This is a genomic window from Xanthomonas cissicola (genome assembly GCF_008801575.1).
Lineage (GTDB): Bacteria > Pseudomonadota > Gammaproteobacteria > Xanthomonadales > Xanthomonadaceae > Xanthomonas > Xanthomonas cissicola.
This window is the reverse complement of the sequence record NZ_VZPL01000015.1, coordinates 49926-70129: the sequence shown is the minus strand read 5'-3', so window position 1 is coordinate 70129 and position 20204 is coordinate 49926. Positions and strand designations below refer to the sequence as shown.

The following is a 20204-nucleotide window of genomic DNA, read 5'->3' as shown; positions in this document are numbered from 1 at the left end:
ATTGCGGGCACTCTTCCATCGAATCCAACCGTTTACGCCGAGGTGTGCCATGAAAGTCCTGTCCTCCCTGAAGTCTGCGAAGACCCGTCACCGCGACTGCAAGGTGGTCCGCCGCCGCGGTAAGGTCTTCGTGATCTGCAAGTCGAACCCGCGTTTCAAGGCGCGTCAGCGCTAAGCCTTTGCGGCGCGTGCAAGACCCGAGAAAGCCGCCTCCGGGCGGTTTTTTCTTGGCCGCTGCTTCACGGCGGTGGTTGGCACACGCATCTGCCGCCGGCCGCCGCCCAGCCAGGACATGGTGCCGCTGCACCGGGGGGCGCCTGGGCAATCGCGGCGGCGCCAGGTCAGCCGTGTCTCAGCAGCGCCTAGCGTCGTTTTTTGCTGTAATCAACATCTGAAATCTTGTCCACTGGGGAGTAGATGACATGCGTAACCGTTTGTTTGTGATGCCGCCAGCCGTGCTCGCAATCGCGCTGATGGGGATCAGTGCCGTTGCTTCGGCCGATACACTGCTGGTCGACCGCGCACAGCAGAAGCCTGCCGCCGCCCTGCCTTTGCGCGGCGAGAGCATGAGCCAGGTCGAAGGCCGCTACGGCGCGCCACAGGAAAAGCTCGACCCGCGCGGCGGCCAAAAGCGCCAGTGGCCGACCATCCATCGCTGGGTGTATCCGGCCTTCACCGTTTACTTCGAAAAGAGCAAGGTGATCGACGTGGTGGCCAACAAGGCCGATGCCGACGAGATCGGGCCCAAGCCGCCGATCCGCTGAGGCGTTGGTGACGGCTCGGCCGCAGGTGCTGGCATCCGCCTCCGCACACCGGCTGTACGAGTCGCATCGCAAGGTGTACCGGGTCCGTCAGTAGCCGGACATGCGTTGCTGCAATGCTGTCAGAAGGCCGGGCGCGGCGATCAGCGCCTGGATCGCAAGAGCCCGCATCAACGTGCGGGATATCGTTGAACGTGCGGGCGATGGCCCGCACACCAAGATGAGTATTTGCCTGGCATGACCGACCGTCTTCGCTTTCCCGCCGAGTGGGAACCCCAATCCGCCGTGTTGCTCGCGTGGCCGCATGCCGGTACCGATTGGGCCGAGCGCCTGGCCGACGTGGAAGAAACCTATATTGCGCTGGTCACGGCGATCTCCCGCTTCGAGCCGGTGGTCATCTGTGTGGCCGACGACGATCTGCAGATCTATGCCGAGGCGCGGCTGCGTTCGGCGCGGGTGGACATGACGCGCGTGCGTTTCGTGATCGCCGCCTACAACGACACCTGGCTGCGCGATTCGGGCCCGATCACACTGCGCCAGGAAGCCGGCTTCCGGTTGATGGATTTCCGTTTCACCGGTTGGGGCGGCAAGTTCGAAGCCAGCCTGGACGATCAGTTGGTGAGCTCGCTGGATGCCGCACAGGTGTTCGTGCCGGCGCAGGTGGAGACCGTCGACTTCGCCCTGGAAGGCGGCGCAATCGAGACCGATGGCGCCGGCACGCTGCTGACCACCTGGAAGTGCCTGCATGAGCGGCACCCGCAGCGCACGCGCGAATCGCTCAGCAGCGATCTGGCCACATGGCTGGCGCAGGAGCGCGTGCTGTGGCTGGATCATGGCTACCTGGAAGGCGACGATACCGACGCGCATATCGATACGTTGGCGCGCTTTGCCGGCCCGGATGCGATCGTCTATCAAGGCTGCGATGTGGCCAGCGATTCGCATTACGTCGAGCTGCAGGCGATGGGCGCCGAATTGGCCGCGCTGCGCAAGGCCGACGGGCAGCCGTATCGGCTATTTGTGCTGCCGTGGGCACAGCCCATTCTCGACGAAGGCCGCCGGCTGGCTGCGTCGTATGCCAATTTTTTGATCGTCAACGGCGCGGTGCTGATGCCGGCCTATGGGGATGCGGCCGATGCAACCGCGCAGGCGGTGCTGGCGCAGGCATTCCCGCACCACGAGATCGTGCCGGTGCCGTGCCGTGCGCTGATCTGGCAGAACGGCAGCCTGCATTGCCTGACCATGCAATTACCTGCAGGCCTGCTCGCGGCCTGAGCGCAGTTGCAAACCTCGCCTGCGTTGCGGCCGCACAGACCGCGCGTGGCTCCTGTTCCGGCCGGCAGGCCGGTGTTACGCCATGGCGCGCTACCTTAGTGCGCTACTTACGTTGGATGCTGCCATGACCCGTCATCTCCTCCCCGTCGCGCTGATCCAGGAGCGCAACCACGGCGACGCCGAGGCCAACCTGGCCGTCATCGCATCGCGCGTGGCCGAAGCCGCCGCGCAGGGCGCCAAGCTGGTGCTGCTGCAGGAACTGCATAACGGTGCGTATTTCTGCCAGCACGAGTCGGTGGACGAATTCAACCTGGCCGAGCCGATTCCCGGCCCCAGCACCGAGCGTCTGAGCGCGCTGGCCAAGCAGCACGGCGTGGTGCTGGTCGCATCGCTGTTCGAACGCCGCGCGGCCGGCCTGTATCACAACACCGCAGTGGTGTTCGAAAAGGACGGCCGCCTGCTCGGCAAGTACCGCAAGATGCACATCCCCGACGATCCGGGCTTCTACGAGAAGTTCTATTTCACTCCGGGCGATCTGGGCTTCACGCCGATCGATACCTCGGTGGGCCGCCTTGGCGTGCTGGTGTGCTGGGACCAGTGGTATCCGGAAGCGGCGCGCCTGATGGCGCTGGCCGGTGCGGAGCTGCTGCTCTACCCCACGGCGATCGGTTGGGATCCGGACGACCAGCAGCCGGAGCAGGAGCGCCAGCGCGATGCCTGGATCCTCAGCCATCGCGGCCATGCGGTCGCCAACGGCGTGCCGGTACTGTCGTGCAACCGGGTCGGCCATGAGCCCTCCCCGCTGGGCGCATCGGGCATCCAGTTCTGGGGCAACAGCCATGTGCTGGGGCCGCAGGGCGAGTTCATTGCCGAAGCCGGCCAGGACCCGACCGTACTGATCTGCGATGTCGACCTGCAACGCAGCGAACATGTGCGCCGCATTTGGCCATTCCTGCGCGACCGTCGCATCGATGCGTACGGCGATCTGCTCAAGCGCTACATCGACTGACGCATGCCACTCGAGTTGCGTGCGGTCCGCAATGCGGACATTCCGGCGATCACTGCGATCTATGCGGAGCAGATCGCCGGGGTCAATACCTACGAATACAAGGCGCCATCGCTCGATGAGATGCGCGCGCGGGTCAGCGCGATCGTGGATGTAGGCTACCCCTATCTGGTCGCCGAGCTCGATGGCGTGGTCGCGGGCTACGCCTATGCAAGCGCATTTCGCGCGCGCGCCGGATATCGCTGGACGGTGGAGAACTCGATCTACCTGTCCGCAGCGATGCAGGGCCGCGGCATCGGCAAAGCGCTGCTGGGCGAGCTGATCGCGGTGTGCGAGCAGCGCGGCTTCCGGCAGATGATTGCGGTGATTGGGGATGCCGGCAATCTGGCATCGCGACACTTGCATGAACGTTTTGGATTTCGCACGGTCGGAGTCTTCAACGGAATCGGCCGCAAACACGGCCGCTGGCTGGACGGCGTGCAGATGCAACGCGCGCTCGGCTCCGGCGACACCGCCCCTCCTTCTGATGAAAAGACCCATGACTGAGCAGCCCCCCCACGTTCTGGACGATGCGCTGTCCGGCCAGCCGCATCGCATCGTCGAACGCGACGGCGTGCGCTATACCTTGCTCGGCACCGCGCACGTGTCGCTGGCCAGCGTCGCCGCCGTGCAACGGGCGATCGGCAGCGGGCGTTACGACGCAGTGGCGGTGGAACTGGATGCGCAGCGCTTGCAGGCGCTCAGCGATCCCGATGCCCTCGCCCGCCTGGATCTGGTACAGGTGATCCGCAAGGGGCGCGTGGCCTTGTTCGCGGCGAATCTGGCCCTGGCGGCGTATCAGCGTCGCCTGGCCAAGCAACTGGGCATCGAACCGGGCGCGGAATTGAAGGAGGCGGTGAACCTGGCGCGCGCGCAAGGCTTGCCGGTGCATCTGATCGATCGCGAGGTCGGCCTGACCTTCAAACGCGCATCCGGGCGCCTGGGATTTTTCGGCAAGATGAAACTGGCCGGCGGGTTGCTCGGCGGCCTGTTCGCTGCCGACGAGGTGGGCGAAGAGGAAATCGAAAAGCTCAAGCAAGGCGACATGCTGGAGGCAAGCTTCGGCGATTTCGCCAGCGAAAGCCCGGAGTTGTACGAAACGGTGATCGCCGAGCGCGATCAATACATGGCCACACGTTTGCGTGAAGAAGTCGGCGCAGACCAGCGCGAGATCTTGGCGGTAGTCGGCGCCGGGCATCTGGCCGGGCTCGCGCGCCATCTGGAACAGGGCACCGCTGCCCCCGGCCCGCTGCGCGAATCGCTGGAATACGTGCAGCAGCGCAAGCGTATCCCGTGGATCACGCTGGGCATCCTGGCGGTGATCATCACTGGCATCGGTATCGGGTTCTGGCGTGGTGGCCTGAGCATGGGCGCGGACCTGTTGTTGCAGTGGGCCATGTACACTGGCGGCATGGCCGCGCTCGGCTGCTTGCTGGCGGGTAGCCACCCGTTGAGCATTCTCACCGCCGCGGTCGTTGCGCCGTTCAAACCATTCCGCCTGAGCGTGCCGACCGGTGCATTCGCCGCGCTGGTCGAAGTGCATATGCGCAAGCCGGCCTACGGCGATTTTCTATCGCTGCGCGACGATGCGCAGACGCTGCGCGGCTGGTACCGCAACCGCGTCTCGCGCGTGGTGCTGACATTCCTGCTGACCAATTTCGGCAGCATGGCCGGTGTGTGGCTGGCCGGGGTGCAGATCTTTAACCGTCTGCATGGGTGAGCGTGGCGGCGCTGAATCCGCCAGATCCAGACCGTTCGTAGGAGCGCACCCGGGCGCGATGAGGCTTTACCGGTAAATCCCTGTCGCGCCCAGGTGCGCTCCTACGGCGTCCGGTTGATTGCTGGATGCTCCGGCGCGAGCTGCAGGCGTACCCACACCCCATAGTGATCCGATGCCCAGCGGCCTTCGGCATAAGGCGTGTCGAACAGGATGCGGGCTTCGCGGGCCAGCAGGCGGTTCTGCTGGAAAAACACATGATCGATGCGCGCAGGCCTGTCGAAGACGTGCATGTTCAAGGTGCTGACCGTGGCGTCGCTATTGCGATGCACGCTGCCGTAGCTGTCGCCGTAGCCCTTGCGTAGCGCTTGCAGATCGAGCGTGTCGGCGGCGGTGTTGAAATCGCCGGCGATCACCACCGGCGCCTGTGCGCTGTTGGAGGCGATGAAGTCCAGCAGATCGGCCACCTGGCGCGTGCGTATGCCGGTACCGCGTGCGTCGGCGCGTTCGTTGAGATGGGTGACGTAGACGTTGACCGGTTGGCCGTCGACATCCACCTGCAGATGCGCGGCGACACGGTAATCGTCCAGGGGCTGCAGCAGGCGCTGGTGCGTGGCGAGCACCCTGCGGCGGCTCAACAAGGCGTTGCCGTAGCGTTTGGGGGCGCCGACCGGATCGACCGAGGCGAAGATGTAGTCATAGCCGAGCTTGCGCGCGAGCCAGGCGGCCTGATTTTCCACGCTGCCGCGGCGCTCGATCACTTCCTGCAACGCAATCACATCCGGCGCCAGTCGCTTGAGTTCCTTGGCGATATGCGCGCGTCGCGCCGGCCAGTCTTCGCGATCGTGATGCAGGTTGAGCGTGACCAGGGTCATTTCACGCGACGCTGCGGCGGGTGACTGCGCGACGTTCGCTGACTGATCACGATTGCCGCGCTGCACTGAGGAAACGCCCTGCCCGGCTTGCCCAGCCTGCACGCCGGTGGACAACAGCAGGAGGGCGACCAACATGAGCGGCCGTTCGGAACTTCGCCATGCTGGCGCTGCCCGGGACAGCCGCCACGCCTGCCTCATTGCGTGGTGCGCTCGGCCCGCCGCACCGCGCTGGGCACATCGATTTGCACGTTCGCCGGCATCTGCTGGATGCGTAATTCGCCGTTCTGCCACTCAGCCGGTTCGCCGTTGATCGTGGCCTTGCCCGGGGTGCCCTGATACGGCCACGGCAGCACCACACCGCCCGGCGGCAGGATCAGACCGGGCTGCAACTGCAGCACCAACTGCTTGTCGGTGCGTTGCAAGGTGTAACTGAGCCGCCCGTACGGCGTGCGCAGTTCGGCGATGCCAATCCCCTTGCCTTCGAACCAGCGCGTCGGCGTGCCGGCAGCGATGACCAGGCTGGCATCGGATTCGCGGCCGTAGGCGAACATGTCCAGCACCGAGCGTACGAAGTCCGAGGCGACCCAGGCATGCGGCAGATCGCCGACGAAGAACGGTGTGCGCGGCGTGCGCGAGACCACTTCGGCCCATTGGTTCCAGGGTTGTGGCGCGCGGTCCTTGAAGAAGAACGCGGTCGCGTCCCAGGCGCGGTCGCGCCAGCCCAGGCGCACGAATGCGGCCACGTTGCGCCACTCGTAGGGCGTGTAGTCCTTCCATTCGCGCTTGCCGTCGCGGCGGTCGGAGAATTCCTTCCAGTAACGCTCGAAGGTCTTGGTCAGCAGATCCTGCGGCAGGCGTTGCTGCTCGCCGCCTGGCGTCAACGCAATGGTGGTCGAGGTCGCATCGAAGTCGCCCAGTTCCGCCGAACCCGGCACGAAGTCGAGGTTGTGCTGACGCACCGCCGAACCCAACGATGCGATCAGATCGCCGCTGAATTCATCGCGTGCGGTGCTGAAGCGGGCCACCTCCTCTGGCTTGTCCAGCGCACCGGCCAGCATCGCCGCGTCCTTGTAGCCGCGCAGTGCCCAGAAGTTGTCCCAATACGAATGCACCGGCTTGGCCGAATAGCCTTCGTGACTGATCGACACCGGCATCATCCCGTAGAAGGCCGGGTTACGCATGAAGTTTTCTTCGGTGCGCTCGCTGGCGCGCAGCGTTTCCATGTAGTCGTAGGTACCTGTGACATGCGGCCACATCTTTTCCAGGAAGGCCTTGTCGCCGGTATAGCGGTAGTACTCGGCGATGTTGTAGATCAGCTCACCGTGGCTGTCGTTCTCCGGCACCGGGTCGCTGCCGCGGTCGTCCACGCAGCACGGCACCATGCCGTCGGCGAACTGATACGGCGCAAACCAGTCCACATAGTCGCGCACCACGTCTTCGCGACCCAGCCGCAACAGCCCTTCGGAAATCATCGCGCCGTCGCGGATCCAGCTACGCGAATACGAGCGCGTGCCCGGCTGCAGGCGCGGGCCGATGCGCGAGATCAGCATGTGCGCCAGCGCGGTGCGCAAGGTATCGACCACCGGCTTGCCTTCGGCCGGCACACTGATGCGCACGCGATCGAGCTTGCTGCGCCACTGCTGCGCCACCCGCTGCTGCGCGGTGTCGGCATCGAAGCCCGCCGGCAGCTGCGCGGCGCCGGTTTGCGGAATGACCAAGGCCACTTCACGGCGTTGGCCAGGCTCCAACTTCCAGCGATACAACAGCACGCCCGACGCCAGCCCGGTTTCGTCCTTCACCTGGGTGACTGTCGGCGGCGTGGCCGCAGTGAGATGGCTGACGTCCATGCCGCTGTCGAAGGCGCTCGCAAAGCCGGCATCCGGCCGCTGTGCAGCGAACACCCGCGGCTTGCCGTTGACGCTGACCTGGCCACCATCCACTGCGAGTTGCTCGATGCGGCTGATGCCACCCAGGGTGTTGAGAAACTGTGCCGGCGGGTTGACCTGAAACGGACGCACGGCCAACGCCAAGGTGAACTCGCGCGCGTCCTTGCCGGTGTTGTGCAGTTGGTAACGCGCGACCAGTTGCGCCTGATCGGGGGTGCCCTGCACGAAGGCAGTGACACGCAGATTCATCAGGTCGTGGTGCCAATCGACGCTGGGAATCGGCAGGTAATCGTCCTGCAGGCTTTGCTCGCTGCTGACATCGGACCAGTGCAACACCTTGCCGCCGGTCACTACGAACGGCTCGATGCTGAAACCGCCCTTGCCGACTTCCACCGCACCGTCTTCGCCAATGAGGCCCTGCTCGGTGCCGCCATCCAGGCCCAGTATGGTCCAGTACGGCTGCTCGCCGGAGAAGCCGCGCGGATAACTCCCGCGCGGTAGCTGCGCGGCCAGCGACTTGATGAAGTCGTTGGGCGTTGCGGCGAATGCCAGCGGCTGCAACTGCACTTCCTTGATGCCATAGCGCCAGTTGGGGCCGTCCTTGAGATCGAAACGCAGGTAGCGTGCCTCAGTATCGGGAAGCGCCAGCCAATCGGTGCCGCCCGCGCCGGCAGTGACGGTACGCAGGTCGCGCCAGCTCCGTCCGTCGCTGGACGAACGCACCACATATTGCGAGGCCTGCAGTCCCGGAACCCACTGCACCACCGCACCGCCGAACTCGCGCACCTTGCCCAGATCCAGCGTGACCGTCTGTTGCTTGACCGCGCCGCTGAGCCAGAACGTGTCCGGCTTGCCATCGGCCAGGCGCTGTTCCAGCGCAGGCGCGGTGTCGGTGATGGCCTTGGCCTGGAGCGGCGAGGTGTCTTCAGGTGGCAGCGGCGTGAGCGTGAGCCGGTCCAAGCACACCGTGCCCTTGCCGCCGACCTTGTTGTAGATGGTGAACTCCACATCGGCGCTGCTGCGCAGCTGCTTGTCCTGACCTGGGCCCCAGGCTTTTTCGATATTGCGCTTACGGTAGCTGACCGTGGTCCAGTTCTTGGGGAAAGCAAAGCCGGGGCGGTTGACCCACCACACGTTGTCGCCGCTGGCATCGATCAGCTTGAGCTGCAGATCGTTGGACGGCGATTCGCCGCGCAACGCAAACCCGAGCCGGTAATTGTCCGGGTACTCGATGGGCAGATTGCGGCGAATGCCGACATAGCCGGCGACGCCGTTGAAGTTGTAATCCAGACACAAGGCATGCCCACCGGAGGTGGTGGCTACCGGCCGCAGCGAGCCGCTGACCTGGTTGGACACCACCAGGCGCCAGGCACCGATGTCGTTGAAGCCGTCGAGCACGCGCTCCTGCGCCTGCGCCGCGCCCGCAGACGTAACGAAAGCGGCCATGGCACACAGTCGCAGGAACACTGGTTTCACCCCTTCACACTCCCCAGCAGAAGACCTTGGATGTAGTAACGCTGCAGCGCCAGGAACAATAGCAGCACCGGAATCACCGTCACCACTGCACCGGCCATCATCAATTCCACGTCCATGATGTGCTCGCGCGACAGCGCAGCCAGCGCCACCGGCAAGGTGTATTGCTCCTGGTCGGTCAGCACGATCAGCGGCCACATGAAATCGTTCCACGAGCCCATGAAAGTGAAGATGGTCAAGGTGACCAGCACCGGCTTGAGCATCGGCAACACGATCTGGAAGAAGATGCGCATCTCGCTGGCGCCGTCGATGCGCGCAGCCTCGATCAATTCGTCCGGAATGCTGCGCGCGTACTGACGCACCAGGAAGATGCCGAAGACCGTGGCCAACGCCGGCACCACCACCCCGCCGATGTTGTTGACCAGATGCAGCTGCTTCATCAGCAGGAACAGCGGCAGCATCGCCACCTGCGCCGGGATCACCAACGCCGCCATCAGGATCTTGAAGATGCGCTCGCGGCCGACGAACTGCAGCTTGGCGAACGCATAACCGGCCATGGTGTTGACCAGCAACGACCCGAGCGTGATCAGCCCGGACACCAACAGGCTGTTGGCGAAGTTGCGCGCCATGCCGGTGCGCGCGAACAGCTCGTGATAGTTGGCCGTGGTGAACGCCGAGGGCAGCATCGGCGGCGGAAACCGGCTGGCCTCGCCAGTGGGCATGAACGACACCGACAGCATCCACAGCAGCGGCGCCAGGCTGATCACCGCCAGCACCAGCAGGCCGCCGTTGATCAGCACGGCATTCCAGCGCGATTGGCCAACTTCACGGCTCATATCAGGTCCTTCTTGCGGCCAAAGCGCAGCATCACGGTGGTCACCGCCAGAATGATGAGGAACAACAGGAACGCCACCGCCGAGGCGCGGCCGAGGTTCCACCATTTGAAGCCTTCTTCGAACATGAAATACAGCACGCTGACGGTGCTTTGCAGCGGGTCGCCGCGGGTCATCACGTAGGGTTCGGCGAACAGCTGGAAGTAACCGGAAATGGTGATCACGCCGACCACCATCAGCACCGGGCCGAGCATCGGCACGGTGATGTGCAGGAACTGCTTCCAGCGTGAAGCGCCATCGATGCGCGCAGCTTCGTACAAGTCCTGCGGGATCGCCTGCAGCCCGGCCAGGAAGATCACCATGTTGTAGCCGAAGTTCTTCCACACCGCGAACAGCATGATGGTGGGCATCGCCCAACGCGGGTCGCCCAGCCAGTCGATTGGGGCGATCCCCAACTGGGCCAGGCCGAAGTTCACCAGGCCGTACTTGATATGGAACAGGTAGCGCCAGATCACCGCCACCGCCACCAACGTGGTCACCACCGGCGCGAACAAGGCGGTACGGAACAGCGCCTTGAAGCGCGAGGCCTTGGCGTTGAGCAACAGCGCCGCGCCCAGCGACACGCCGATCGACATCGGCACGCCCAGCAGCACGAAATATGTGGTGTTCCACAGCGACTTCCAGAACAGCGGCGTCTGCAGCAGGTCGATGTAGTTGCCCAGGCCGACAAAGCGCAGATGGCTGCTGTCGGCCAATGCATACAGGTCGAAGTCGGTCACGCTGAGCACCAGCGCGGCGAACACCGGCACGCCAAAGAACATGCCCAGCACCAAGATCGACGGCGCGGCGAACACCCAGCCGGCGACGGAATTACGCTTCATCATCGTGCGGCTCCCTGGTCCGATGCGGCGGCTGGCGCGGTGGTGTCTGCAGCAGCTGGCCTCACTACCGGCTGGGCCGTGTCACCGGCCGGGCCGACATGCCCGCCCTCCTGCTCGAAGATCCAGCGGCGCTTGGCCAGAATTTCGTCCACGCGTTGATCCAGTTCCTGCACGGCGGCGTCGTGCGATTGCCCGCCGCGCACCACGCGCTCGGTCACCAGACGCATTTCCTGCACGATGCGTTCCCACTCCAGCACCTTGGGCGTGGCCTTGACACGCTCCAGCTGGTCGCCGAAGGCATGCGCCAGTGCGTCGTTGGCCAGCGAGGGCAGCTTCCAGGTACTGCGACGCGGCGGCAGGTCGCCGATGATGGCGTGGAAACGCGCCTGCACCTGCGGCTGCGACAGATATTCGATCAGCTTCCAGCTGGCGTCCTTGTGTTGCGAGGACTTGAAGATCACCAGGCTGGAACCGCCGGCAATGCCGGCACCCAGGCCATTGGGCCCCGGCAATGGCGCCGTGCCCCAGTTGCCTTCCATGCCCGGCGGCTGGCGCAGCTTGAACTCGCGCACGTTCCACGGGCCGGACAGATAGAACGCGTAATAGCCGTTGAAGAATTCGTACCAGACATTGGAGACCTGGGTCTCTGAGACCTTGGGCGCCCAGCCCTGCTGATACAGGTTGTCGTAGAAGCCCAGCGCCTTGCGGAAACCGGCGCCACGGAAATTGCCGTAGTTGTCATGGTCGCGCAGCAGGCGGTCGTCCTGCTGCAGCGCGAACGACAATTGCTGCTCGAATTCGTTGAGCGGCATCAGGATGGCGTAGCGGTCGGGGCCGACCTTGCGCTTGATCGCGGCCATCACCTGTTCCATCTCGGCCCAGGTCTTGGGCATCTGGCTGTAGCCGGCCTCGCGCAGCAGGTCCTTGCGATAGAACAGCAGGCGCGTGTCCACATACCACGGCACGCCGTACAGCGTGCCGTCGACCAGATTGGTGTCCCACACGCCAGGGAAATAATCGGCCGGGTCGACGATCTTGGAGCGCGCCACGTACGGCTGCATCGGCTCCAGCGTATCCAGCAGCGCAAATTCCGGCAGCCAGGTGTTTCCGAGCTGACACACGTCCGGCAGGCCGTCGGCGGCAAAGGCGGTCAGCAGTTTTTCGTGCGCCGCGGTCATTGGGATGTTCTGCACATCCACATGGATGGTGGGGTTCTGCTTTTCGAAATCGGCCACCAGCTCGGCGACCACTTCGGCCTCCTTGCCCATCGCCCAGAACCGCACCGTGGTCTTGCCCGGATCGGAGCGTTCGCATCCCGTCGCACCTGCACACAGGGCGACGGCCAACATCAACAGTTTCAAAAGGCGCACGGATTACTCGGGTTTTTGGCGTTGCGAGGGGTCTTGCTGGGCCTGGGCGGCGGCGGCGCGCGATTCGGCCATGCCCAGCGCGCGCGCGGCGGCTTTCTGCTCGTCCTTCTGCGGCGCCGGCTGCGGCTCGCCCTCCGGAGTGAGCCAGCCGCCGGTAAAGCCGGCGCGTTCCAGACCGGCACGGATGTAGGGGTTTTTCTTCATCACGTTCCAGACGAATTCGTTCTGGTAGTTGGCGATCATCGCCAGGATCGGGCCCTGGTCGATGGCGATGTAGTCGCTGGCCACCCAGCCGCGATCCGGCACCATGCGCCCGGTCTTGAGCGGGATGTCGTAGTTGAAGCTGGGATTGAACGAATCCAGGAAGCCATAACTGGAATACAGGAAATCGCCATAGCGCTTGTGCATCTCTTCGGTGGCCGGGATCACCACTTCCGGAGCGAACACGATCGAAGAAATCGCCGCCGAGGGCACGATGGTGCCGTCGTCGAAATTCTCGCGCAGGCCGGCGCCGCGCGAAGAGTAATGGCGGAATTGACGCTGCTCGCCGCGGTATTCCTGGCTGGTGTTCTGCGGGCCATCGCTGGCGGTGAGGCCCCAGACGTTCTCGCCGTAGTCCTTCCACTTCATCGGGTTATCGATGGCGTAGTCGCGCTGCGCCAAGGTGGCGCGGCGGCTGTTGAGGAAGTAGTCGATGCCGCGTTCGCGCATGTACTGGTCCTGGATATCGCGGAAATCGATCCAGACATGGCTGTATTGGTGGCCGAACAGCGGGCCGAACGACAGGTATTCCTGGCCCTGGTACACGCCCCAGTCGTTGTTGTAGGTGCGGGTCCAACTGGTCCATGCGTCCGGATCGACCCCATGCGTCGGCGAGCCCAGGGCGAGGATGTACAGCATCATCGCCTCGTTGTAGCCCATCCAGTCGTGGTTGATGAAGCCGCTTTCGGGGAACCAGCCCATCGAGATCAGCGGCGCGCGCTGTTGCAGCCAGCGCCAGTCCACGCGCTTGTACAGCGTGTCGGCGATCTGGCGGATCTCCTTTTCGCGCGGGTCCTCGCCGTCGTAATACGACTGGGTGAACAACACGCCCATCATCAGCAGTGCGGTGTCCACGCTCGACAGCTCGACCCAGCTGTCGTAGCGGTTGCCCTGCTGCATGTCCAGAAAATGATAGTAGAAGCCCTTGTAGCCGGCCCGGCCTGTCTTCTGCGGCCCCATCGGCGCGTCGCGGAAGAATTTCAGCGTGGTCAGGGTGCGGTCGATCGCCTGATTGCGACTGACCCACCCGTTTTCGATGCCGATCGGATAGGCGGTCAGCGCGAATCCGACCGACGCAATGCTGGCGAACGGGCGCGACGGAAACCGGTCCGGCGACAGGCCGTTGACCTCGTTGGTGGTGTCCCAGAAAAACTGGAACGTGCGGCGTTCGATGTCCGAAAACAACGGCGGCAGCGGCGGCTTGACCGGTTTGGGCGGCAGTTGTGCCTCAACCAGGATGACTTTCACCGGTGCCTTCTTTTCGGCCACCTTGGGTTCCTCGGCTTGCTTGCACGACGCCACGACCAGCGCGCCCAGCAAGAGTGGAATCGTCAACCATCGCGACGTGTTGCCCCTGTCCATCCGCCCCCCACGTGTGTAATCGATTACATCTGACACGCCAACCTACCCTATCCAGGCGCCGAGTTCGACCGCCCTGGCGTTGCGGCCAGGGCGGTCGAGCACCTCACCAGTTCAGGCCGAAAGCCAGACGGAAGGTGCGCATCGGCGACGCCAGCACACCGGTCGGTGTGCCGTAAGCCGTGTTCAAGTCCTGCAATGTTCCGGTATCGCCGTTGAAGGTGGCGTAATTAACCCAGTTGAACACGTTGAGGATATCCGCACGCACATTGAATTTGACACCACCGCCGGTGTCCCACTCTTTATTGGCGGCAATGCTGAATTCCTTGTAGCCCAGCGTGCCATCCGGCTTGAACTGGATGATCTGGCACTGGTCGTTGCCGGCCAGGCAATTCTGGCCATAGCGCGCGGTCTGGCTGGCCAGCGACAGCTTGCCGGACAGCTTGATCTCATATGGCAGCTCGTAGATGCCGGTGACCACCAAGCGGTTCTTCGGGATGCCGCCGGCCTCACGCCAGCCATAGTCCTGGATGCGTTCGCGGTCCAGCGCATAGTGCTCGCCGAACTGACGGTTCTCCTTCGCATCGGAATAGGTGTAGGCCACGGTCAGGCCCCAGCCGGACTCTTCGTCGAAGGGCTTTTCCACCTGCAAGGCCAGCTGGTTGTTGCGGGTTTCCACGCCATTGGTGCCCAGCACGATGGCGCTATAGCCGTTCGGGCCGTCGGTCGGCACGCCGGAGGTGGTGCCCGGCTGGAAGAACGAACCGTCCGGCAGGCGGTTGCCGCGCACGAAAGCAAAACCGTCGTGGCTCTCGATGCGGCTCAGGGTGACATCGGTGAACCAGTCCTGGCCCCACAACGGCACCATGTTGCGCATGCCGATGCTGAATTGGTCGGAGTACGGGGTCTTGAGGTTGTTGTCGATCAGGTAGACCTCACGTCCGCCACCGCCGGTGCTGTTGGCCGTGAGTGTGTTCAAGCCATCCTGGCTGTTGTACGCCGGATTCCAGGCCGTGCACGGGTCGCCCAGGCAAGTGGGGTTGTTGGCGCTGGTGAAGTAGTAGCTATACGACTTGAAGGAGTTGTTGAGCTGCTCCAGTGCCAGGTAATCGAAGATGTTGCGGTCGTACGCACGACCGGCACCACCATAGATCACGTGGGCCTGATCGCCGAACAGGTCGTAGGAGGCGCCCAGACGCGGCTGCCAGGCATTGTTGAACGCCTTGCGGTTGTTGCCGGTGCTGATGAAGTCGTTGATGTTGTAGTTGGCGTTGCGCAGATTGGGCCAGTTCTGCAGCGCGCTGGCGACATCCGAGGGGGTCACGAAATCCAGGAACGCCGGGGTTTGCTCGTAGTCGTAGCGCACGCCCAGGTTCAAGGTCCAGTGCTCGTTGACCTCCCAGTCGTCCTGCAGGTAGATGCCGTACTGCTTGTTCTTGGACACCACCGAGCCGCCACCTTCCACCAGCGGCGCACCGAAGCGCACGCGGTACGGCGTTTGCACGTCGGTGAGGATGTTGTAGTAGTACTGCGGGTTGGCCGGGTTGAACTGGGTCGAATCCAGATCGATGCTCTTGAACTTCACGCCCATCTTGACGGTGTGCGCGCCATGCCATTCCAGGCTGTTCAAGGTCAGGTCGTCCTGGAAGGTCCAGCCCTTCTGCCCCTTGCGCTGGAAGCTGCTGCCGGCGCCCGCCGCCAGGATGTCGGTCTCGTTGCCGCGCACCGGCGCGTAGCTGAGGATGTAGCCGTTGCCGTTGTTGATCGGCGCCTGGTTCCAGAACGCGCTTTCGTAGCTCAGGTTGGCCTCGTTGAGGAAGTTGGCCCCGCTATACTGCCAGCGCAGGTTGGCGCGCTTTTCTTCCTGACCGTTGATGCTGCCGTGCTCGTAGGTCGAGGTGCGGCCGACGTCGTTGAGCTCGTCTTCCTTGCGGTACTTGCCGGTCAGCTCGAACAGGTTGTTCTCGCCGATGGTCCAGTCGATCTTGCCGAAGTACAGGTCTTCCTTGAACGGCGTGCTGGAGGTCACCACCAACGGCTGCAGCTGTGCAGGCAACTGGTCGACGCGGTCCGAATAGATCGAGCCGGGGATCACCACGTTGGGGGTGGTGTACTCCTTGGCTTCATAGGCGATGAAGAAGTGCGCCTTGTCCTTGAGGATCGGGCCGCTGAAGGTGGCGCCGTACTGGGTTTCTTCGAAGTCGTCGCGCACGCCGGCCTTCTTCTCCAGCGGGCTTTCTTCGCGCCAGCTGTCGTTGCTGGTGTCCCAGAAGAAGCTGCCGTGGAAATCGTTGGTGCCGGACTTGGACGAGGCGACGATGGCCGCGCCGCTGACCTGGTCGAACTCGGCCTTGTAGTTGGAGGTGATGACCTTGTACTCGCCGATCGCCGACTGCGGGAACGGGTTGCCGCGGCTGGAATCCTGGCCGCTCACGCCACCGGTGAGCACGTAGTTCTTCTGGCTGACACCGTCGATGTAGACATTGGTGCCTTCGGCCGAGGTCGCGCCGGTGCGCACCTTGGTGGTGCCGTTGGCCTCACGGGTGAACTGCACGTTGGGCACGGTGTCGGCCAGCTCCAGGAAGTTGCGCGTGGCGCGCGGCAGGTTCTGGATCTGCACGTTGGAAATATAGGTGGCGTTTTCGGAGGTGCGCGTCTCCACCAGCACCGGCGGCGCCTTCACCTGCACCGCATCCAGCGTGGTGGCGTTACCACCCGCGGCCGTGGCGGGTTCGCCACCGACGCCCAGGTTCAAGGTCGCCGTCTGGCCGACCTGCACGGTGACGTTCTGCGAACTGGTCTGGCCATTGGCGGCGACATCGATGCGGTACGAACCCGGCGGCAGGCCGCCCACCGAATAACCGCCGTTGCTGACCTGCACGGTGCGGGTCAGGCCGGTGGCCAGATTGGTGGCGGTGACCTGCGCCTGGGCGGCAGGTGCGGCATCGACGGTGACCTGCCCGCGGATGGTCGCAGCGGTGCTTTGTGCGAAAGCCGGTGCGGCGCCGAGCAGCAGGCAGCTGGCAAGCGCGCAGCTGAGCAGCTTGCGCGCCGGACGGGCGGAATGGGGGTGGTGGTGGCGCATGGTCGTCCCTCCAGGGATCGGTACAGATTGTTGTTGTGGCAGTGCAGTGGTGCAGGAACAGCCGCTGCGGGGGCAGCGGGAGCGGACAGAACGCCCGCGAAAGGGTCGGCGGCCCAGAGACGCGTGGCCGGAAAGGTCAGTGAGCCGGTTCGTCCGCACCGCAGGAGGCGCGGATCACCAGCTCGGGCGTGAGCAATTGGCGGATGCCGTCGTCGCGGTCGGGCGTTTCGACCAGGCGCATCAGTCGGGTCATGGCCTGCTCGCCCAGCCGGGCGATGCTCACGCGCATGGTGGTCAGCGCGGGGTGGACAAAACGGGCCAGCGGAATGTCGTCGAAACCCGCCAGCGCCACGTCGCCCGGCACCGACACATCGGCCTGGGCGAACGCGTACAGGCAGCCCAGCGCAGTCATGTCGTTGGCGGCGAAGACCGCATCCGGCAACGCGCCGGCCGCCAGCATCGCCAGTCCGGCGCGGTGGCCGGAGGCTTCGTCGAAGTCGCCCGGATACTCCACGCCCTGCGCCTGCGCACCGAACGCGGCAAGCGCATCGCGGAAGCCGAGCAGGCGTTCGCGCGCGTCGAAGTTCAGCGCCGGGCCACCGATGAAGGCGATGCGACGGTGCCCGGCACGCAGCAGGTGCTCGGTCATGGCCATGGCACCGGCGTGGTCGTCGATGCTCAGCACCGGATAGTCGGCACCGGGCAGGTGCGCATTGATCAACACCGTTGGCAGCGACTGCGGCAGGTTATCGGTGAGGAACCCCGGCTGCTCGGCGTAGGGCGAGAGCACCAGCAAACCATCGACGCGTCCGCGCATCGAGCGCAGCGCCCTGCCCTGGGCTTCCGGGTCGCCGTGATAGCTGGACACCAGCAGGTGCTGGCCCGCCACACGCGCAGCGCCGTCGATGCCGCGAATCAATTCGGAGAAGAATTCGCCATACAAGTCCGGCAGCACCACGCCCAGCGTCTGCGAGCGCCGGCTGCTCAGGCTACGCGCGGCCGCATGCGGGCTGTAGCGCAGCCGCTCGGCCACTTCCAGCACTTGCTGGCGCACCGGCCCGGCAACATTGTCGTGCCCGTTGAGCGCACGCGACACCGTTGCGACGGAGACCTGCGCTTCCCGAGCGACATCTTTGATGGTGACCGCACCCTTGGCCATTCGTGTCGCCCTCCGCGACCGACTTCCCAAAACTGGCGCGGACTGTAAGCGTTTTCATACAGAGGCGTAAACCCCCATCTTCACACACGTGAAAACGCTTACAGATCAACTAGCTGCAGGTGAGGAGCGCGTGAAGCAATGTGCTGCGACGCAACAAATATGTTCCCATGCGTCCACAAGCCAAGCACGATGCAGGTCACGCTTAACAACGAATCGATCCGGCCTCGCCAGGAGTCGCACGACCGGCGCGACCGGCACCTATCGCCGGCACTGCCACGGCCTCGCCGGCCGCGCCCTGACCTCAGCTGGCGTGAAGGCGATTGCCGTTGTTGCCCGCGCCTCTGACACTGCGCGCACTCGGGTACGACCGTATCCCCTGCTCTACAACGTTCAGCCCACCTCGCCCGGCGCGAGGGCCTCGATCGACAAGGCATGAATATCGGTCTGCATCATCTCGCCCACCGCGGCATACACCGCACGGTGCCGTGCCAGTGGCGGCTTGCCGACAAATGCGGCGCTGACCACGCGCACATTGAAGTGCCCGCGCCCGTCGCGCGCACCGGCGTGGCCTGCATGCCGCGCACTGTCGTCGACGACATCCAGCTCGGTGGGCGCCAGTGCCGCCTGCAACGCTGCGCGGATCTGTTCGACCCGGCTCATGGCAATACCCGGCGGAACGGCCGGACCTCGGTGCGCGTGTACACACCCGCTTCCACATAGGGGTCGGCATCTGCCCAGGCGCGCGCCTTGTCCAGAGCGTCGAACTCGGCAATTACGACGCTGCCGCTGAAACCGGCCGGACCCGGATCTTCGGCGTCGATGGCCGGGCACGGGCCCGCCACCAGCAATCGCCCGGCGGCCGCAAGTTCCTGCAGACGCGCCAGATGCGCCGGCCGCGCCTGCTGCCGTGCCGCCAATGCGTCCGGCCGGTCATACCCCTCGATTACGTACCACACACGCCACCTCGCCTAAGACTGGAAGATCACCGCGCTGATTCTAGCCGCGTCGGCGCTGGACACCGCCCCCGCGCACGCATTACCCTTGGCACCACTGCACACGCAACCGGACGCAGCGGCCCGTCGGCCCAGGCTCAACGCTCTTCCCGACGACCGATTCGCTGCCCACCGCCGGCCCGCGTAGACGACCTCCTCGCTGTTCCGTCGCCGCATGCCACACGGCGCCTGCTTGCATGTGGATTGGCGTATGTAGATTTGTGGGATCGTGCCGGCACAGGCATGACATTGATCGCAATAACTCAAGGCAAAGCCCTGCAGGCGTGGCTCAGACCTCCGCCGGCGACCGTAAGACCGATGTCGACCTGATGAATTCCGAACTCGCGCACGCCGCGACTCCGCCAGCCACGAGTGCGCCGCCACAGCAGCAGGAAATGCCGCTGGCGGTGGTGCATGGGCAACCGGTCCTGCAGATCCCGCAGGATCTGTATATCCCGCCGGATGCGCTGGAAGTCATCCTGGATGCCTTCGAAGGCCCGCTGGACCTGCTGCTGTACCTGATCCGCCGCCAGAATCTGGACATCCTGGACATCCCCGTCGCCGAGATCACCCGGCAATATGTGGACTACATCAATGTCATGCAGGAGCTGCGCTTCGAACTGGCAGCCGAATATCTGGTGATGGCGGCGATCCTGGCCGAGATCAAATCGCGCATGCTGTTGCCGCGCCCTCCCAGCCAGGATGGCGAAGAAGAAGATCCGCGCGCCGAATTGGTCCGCCGTCTGCAGGAATACGAACGCTTCAAGCAGGCCGCCGAGGATCTGGACACCCTGCCCCGCATGGGCCGCGACAGCGCGCCGGTGCAGGCGCATTTGCCCGAGCGCGCAGCGGTCAAGCTGCCGCCGCCGGTGGAATTGAAAGAAATGCTGATGGCGCTGTACGACGTGCTCAAACGCGCCGAGCTGTTTACCGGCCATGCGATCAAGCGCGAGGCGCTGAGTGTGCGCCAGCGCATGGGCGATGTGCTGAGCCGCCTGGACGATGGCAAGTTCTACCGTTTCGAATCGCTGTTCACTGCCGAAGAAGGCAAGCTCGGCGTACTGGTCACCTTCCTGGCGCTGCTCGAACTGGCCAAGGAGCAGTTGCTGGACATCGTGCAGGAAGCGCCGCTGGCGCCGATCTACGTGAAGTCGCTGGCGTTGGGCAATACCAATGCGCCGTTGCAATTCTCCAGCGAATTCGACGACAGCGATGCCGCCAACGAACCTATCTGA

The 20204-nt window shown here is 64.5% G+C and carries 17 protein-coding genes; 7 read left to right on the top strand and 10 right to left on the bottom strand.

Annotated elements, in window-relative coordinates:
- The first annotated feature begins 49 nt into the window (after window positions 1-49).
- The 6 genes from ykgO to F7R02_RS08940 all read left to right on the top strand — a co-directional run bounded on the left by ykgO (window position 50) and on the right by F7R02_RS08940 (window position 4798).
- Window positions 50-175 carry a type B 50S ribosomal protein L36 gene (gene ykgO, locus F7R02_RS08965; RefSeq protein ID WP_005913193.1) on the top strand — a complete coding sequence of 42 codons (126 nt, stop codon included), beginning with the start codon at window positions 50-52 and terminating at the stop codon, window positions 173-175.
- 247 nt (window positions 176-422) lie between these two features.
- On the top strand, window positions 423-764 hold the full coding sequence (locus tag F7R02_RS08960) for a hypothetical protein (protein ID WP_078589374.1): 342 nt from the start codon (window positions 423-425) through the stop codon (window positions 762-764).
- A 234-nt stretch (window positions 765-998) separates the two neighbouring features.
- Window positions 999-2033, top strand: coding sequence for an agmatine deiminase family protein (locus tag F7R02_RS08955; RefSeq protein ID WP_039576721.1), 1035 nt, complete (start codon window positions 999-1001; stop codon window positions 2031-2033).
- 124 nt (window positions 2034-2157) lie between these two features.
- A complete protein-coding gene (locus F7R02_RS08950) occupies window positions 2158-3042 on the top strand; it encodes a carbon-nitrogen hydrolase (protein ID WP_003489660.1) in 885 nt (294 codons plus the stop codon).
- 3 nt (window positions 3043-3045) lie between these two features.
- Entirely contained in the window at window positions 3046-3585 is a 540-nt protein-coding gene (locus F7R02_RS08945; protein WP_078589377.1) for a GNAT family N-acetyltransferase, read from the top strand.
- A complete protein-coding gene (locus F7R02_RS08940; protein ID WP_078589379.1) occupies window positions 3566-4798 on the top strand; it encodes a TraB/GumN family protein in 1233 nt (410 codons plus the stop codon). Before F7R02_RS08945 ends, F7R02_RS08940 begins: the two co-directional genes overlap by 20 nt.
- Before the next feature lie 101 nt (window positions 4799-4899).
- Here F7R02_RS08940 and F7R02_RS08935 read toward each other — a convergent pair whose 3' ends face one another.
- The 10 genes from F7R02_RS08935 to F7R02_RS08890 form a co-directional block, all read right to left on the bottom strand.
- Window positions 4900-5802, bottom strand: coding sequence for an endonuclease/exonuclease/phosphatase family protein (locus F7R02_RS08935; protein WP_139370886.1), 903 nt, complete (start codon window positions 5800-5802; stop codon window positions 4900-4902).
- Window positions 5803-5864: 62 nt separating this feature from the next.
- On the bottom strand, window positions 5865-9002 hold the full coding sequence (locus F7R02_RS08930; RefSeq protein WP_167520998.1) for a discoidin domain-containing protein: 3138 nt from the start codon (window positions 9000-9002) through the stop codon (window positions 5865-5867).
- 26 nt (window positions 9003-9028) lie between these two features.
- A complete protein-coding gene (locus F7R02_RS08925; RefSeq protein ID WP_005913170.1) occupies window positions 9029-9865 on the bottom strand; it encodes a carbohydrate ABC transporter permease in 837 nt (278 codons plus the stop codon).
- Window positions 9862-10746: a carbohydrate ABC transporter permease gene (locus F7R02_RS08920; protein ID WP_078589383.1), complete on the bottom strand. Its 885-nt coding sequence runs from the start codon at window positions 10744-10746 to the stop codon at window positions 9862-9864. Before F7R02_RS08920 ends, F7R02_RS08925 begins: the two co-directional genes overlap by 4 nt.
- A complete protein-coding gene (locus F7R02_RS08915; protein ID WP_078589385.1) occupies window positions 10743-12113 on the bottom strand; it encodes a sugar ABC transporter substrate-binding protein in 1371 nt (456 codons plus the stop codon). The genes F7R02_RS08920 and F7R02_RS08915 overlap by 4 nt, the downstream gene beginning before the upstream one ends.
- Window positions 12114-12116: 3 nt before the next feature.
- Window positions 12117-13736, bottom strand: a complete 1620-nt coding sequence (locus F7R02_RS08910) for a glucoamylase family protein (protein ID WP_011051505.1) — start codon at window positions 13734-13736, stop codon at window positions 12117-12119.
- A gap of 103 nt (window positions 13737-13839) precedes the next feature.
- Window positions 13840-16818, bottom strand: coding sequence for a TonB-dependent receptor (locus F7R02_RS08905; protein WP_078537553.1), 2979 nt, complete (start codon window positions 16816-16818; stop codon window positions 13840-13842).
- Window positions 16819-16954: 136 nt separating this feature from the next.
- The gene (locus tag F7R02_RS08900; protein WP_078589387.1) at window positions 16955-17977 is read right to left on the bottom strand and encodes a LacI family DNA-binding transcriptional regulator; all 1023 of its coding nucleotides are present in this window, start codon (window positions 17975-17977) and stop codon (window positions 16955-16957) included.
- Window positions 17978-18367: 390 nt separating this feature from the next.
- Window positions 18368-18637, bottom strand: a complete 270-nt coding sequence (locus F7R02_RS08895) for a BolA family protein (protein WP_003487030.1) — start codon at window positions 18635-18637, stop codon at window positions 18368-18370.
- Window positions 18634-18933: a YciI family protein gene (locus tag F7R02_RS08890; RefSeq protein WP_003487028.1), complete on the bottom strand. Its 300-nt coding sequence runs from the start codon at window positions 18931-18933 to the stop codon at window positions 18634-18636. Before F7R02_RS08890 ends, F7R02_RS08895 begins: the two co-directional genes overlap by 4 nt.
- A gap of 365 nt (window positions 18934-19298) precedes the next feature.
- On the opposite strand from F7R02_RS08890, the gene F7R02_RS08885 reads away from it, so the two are divergent.
- Entirely contained in the window at window positions 19299-20204 is a 906-nt protein-coding gene (locus tag F7R02_RS08885) for a segregation and condensation protein A (RefSeq protein WP_005913161.1), read from the top strand.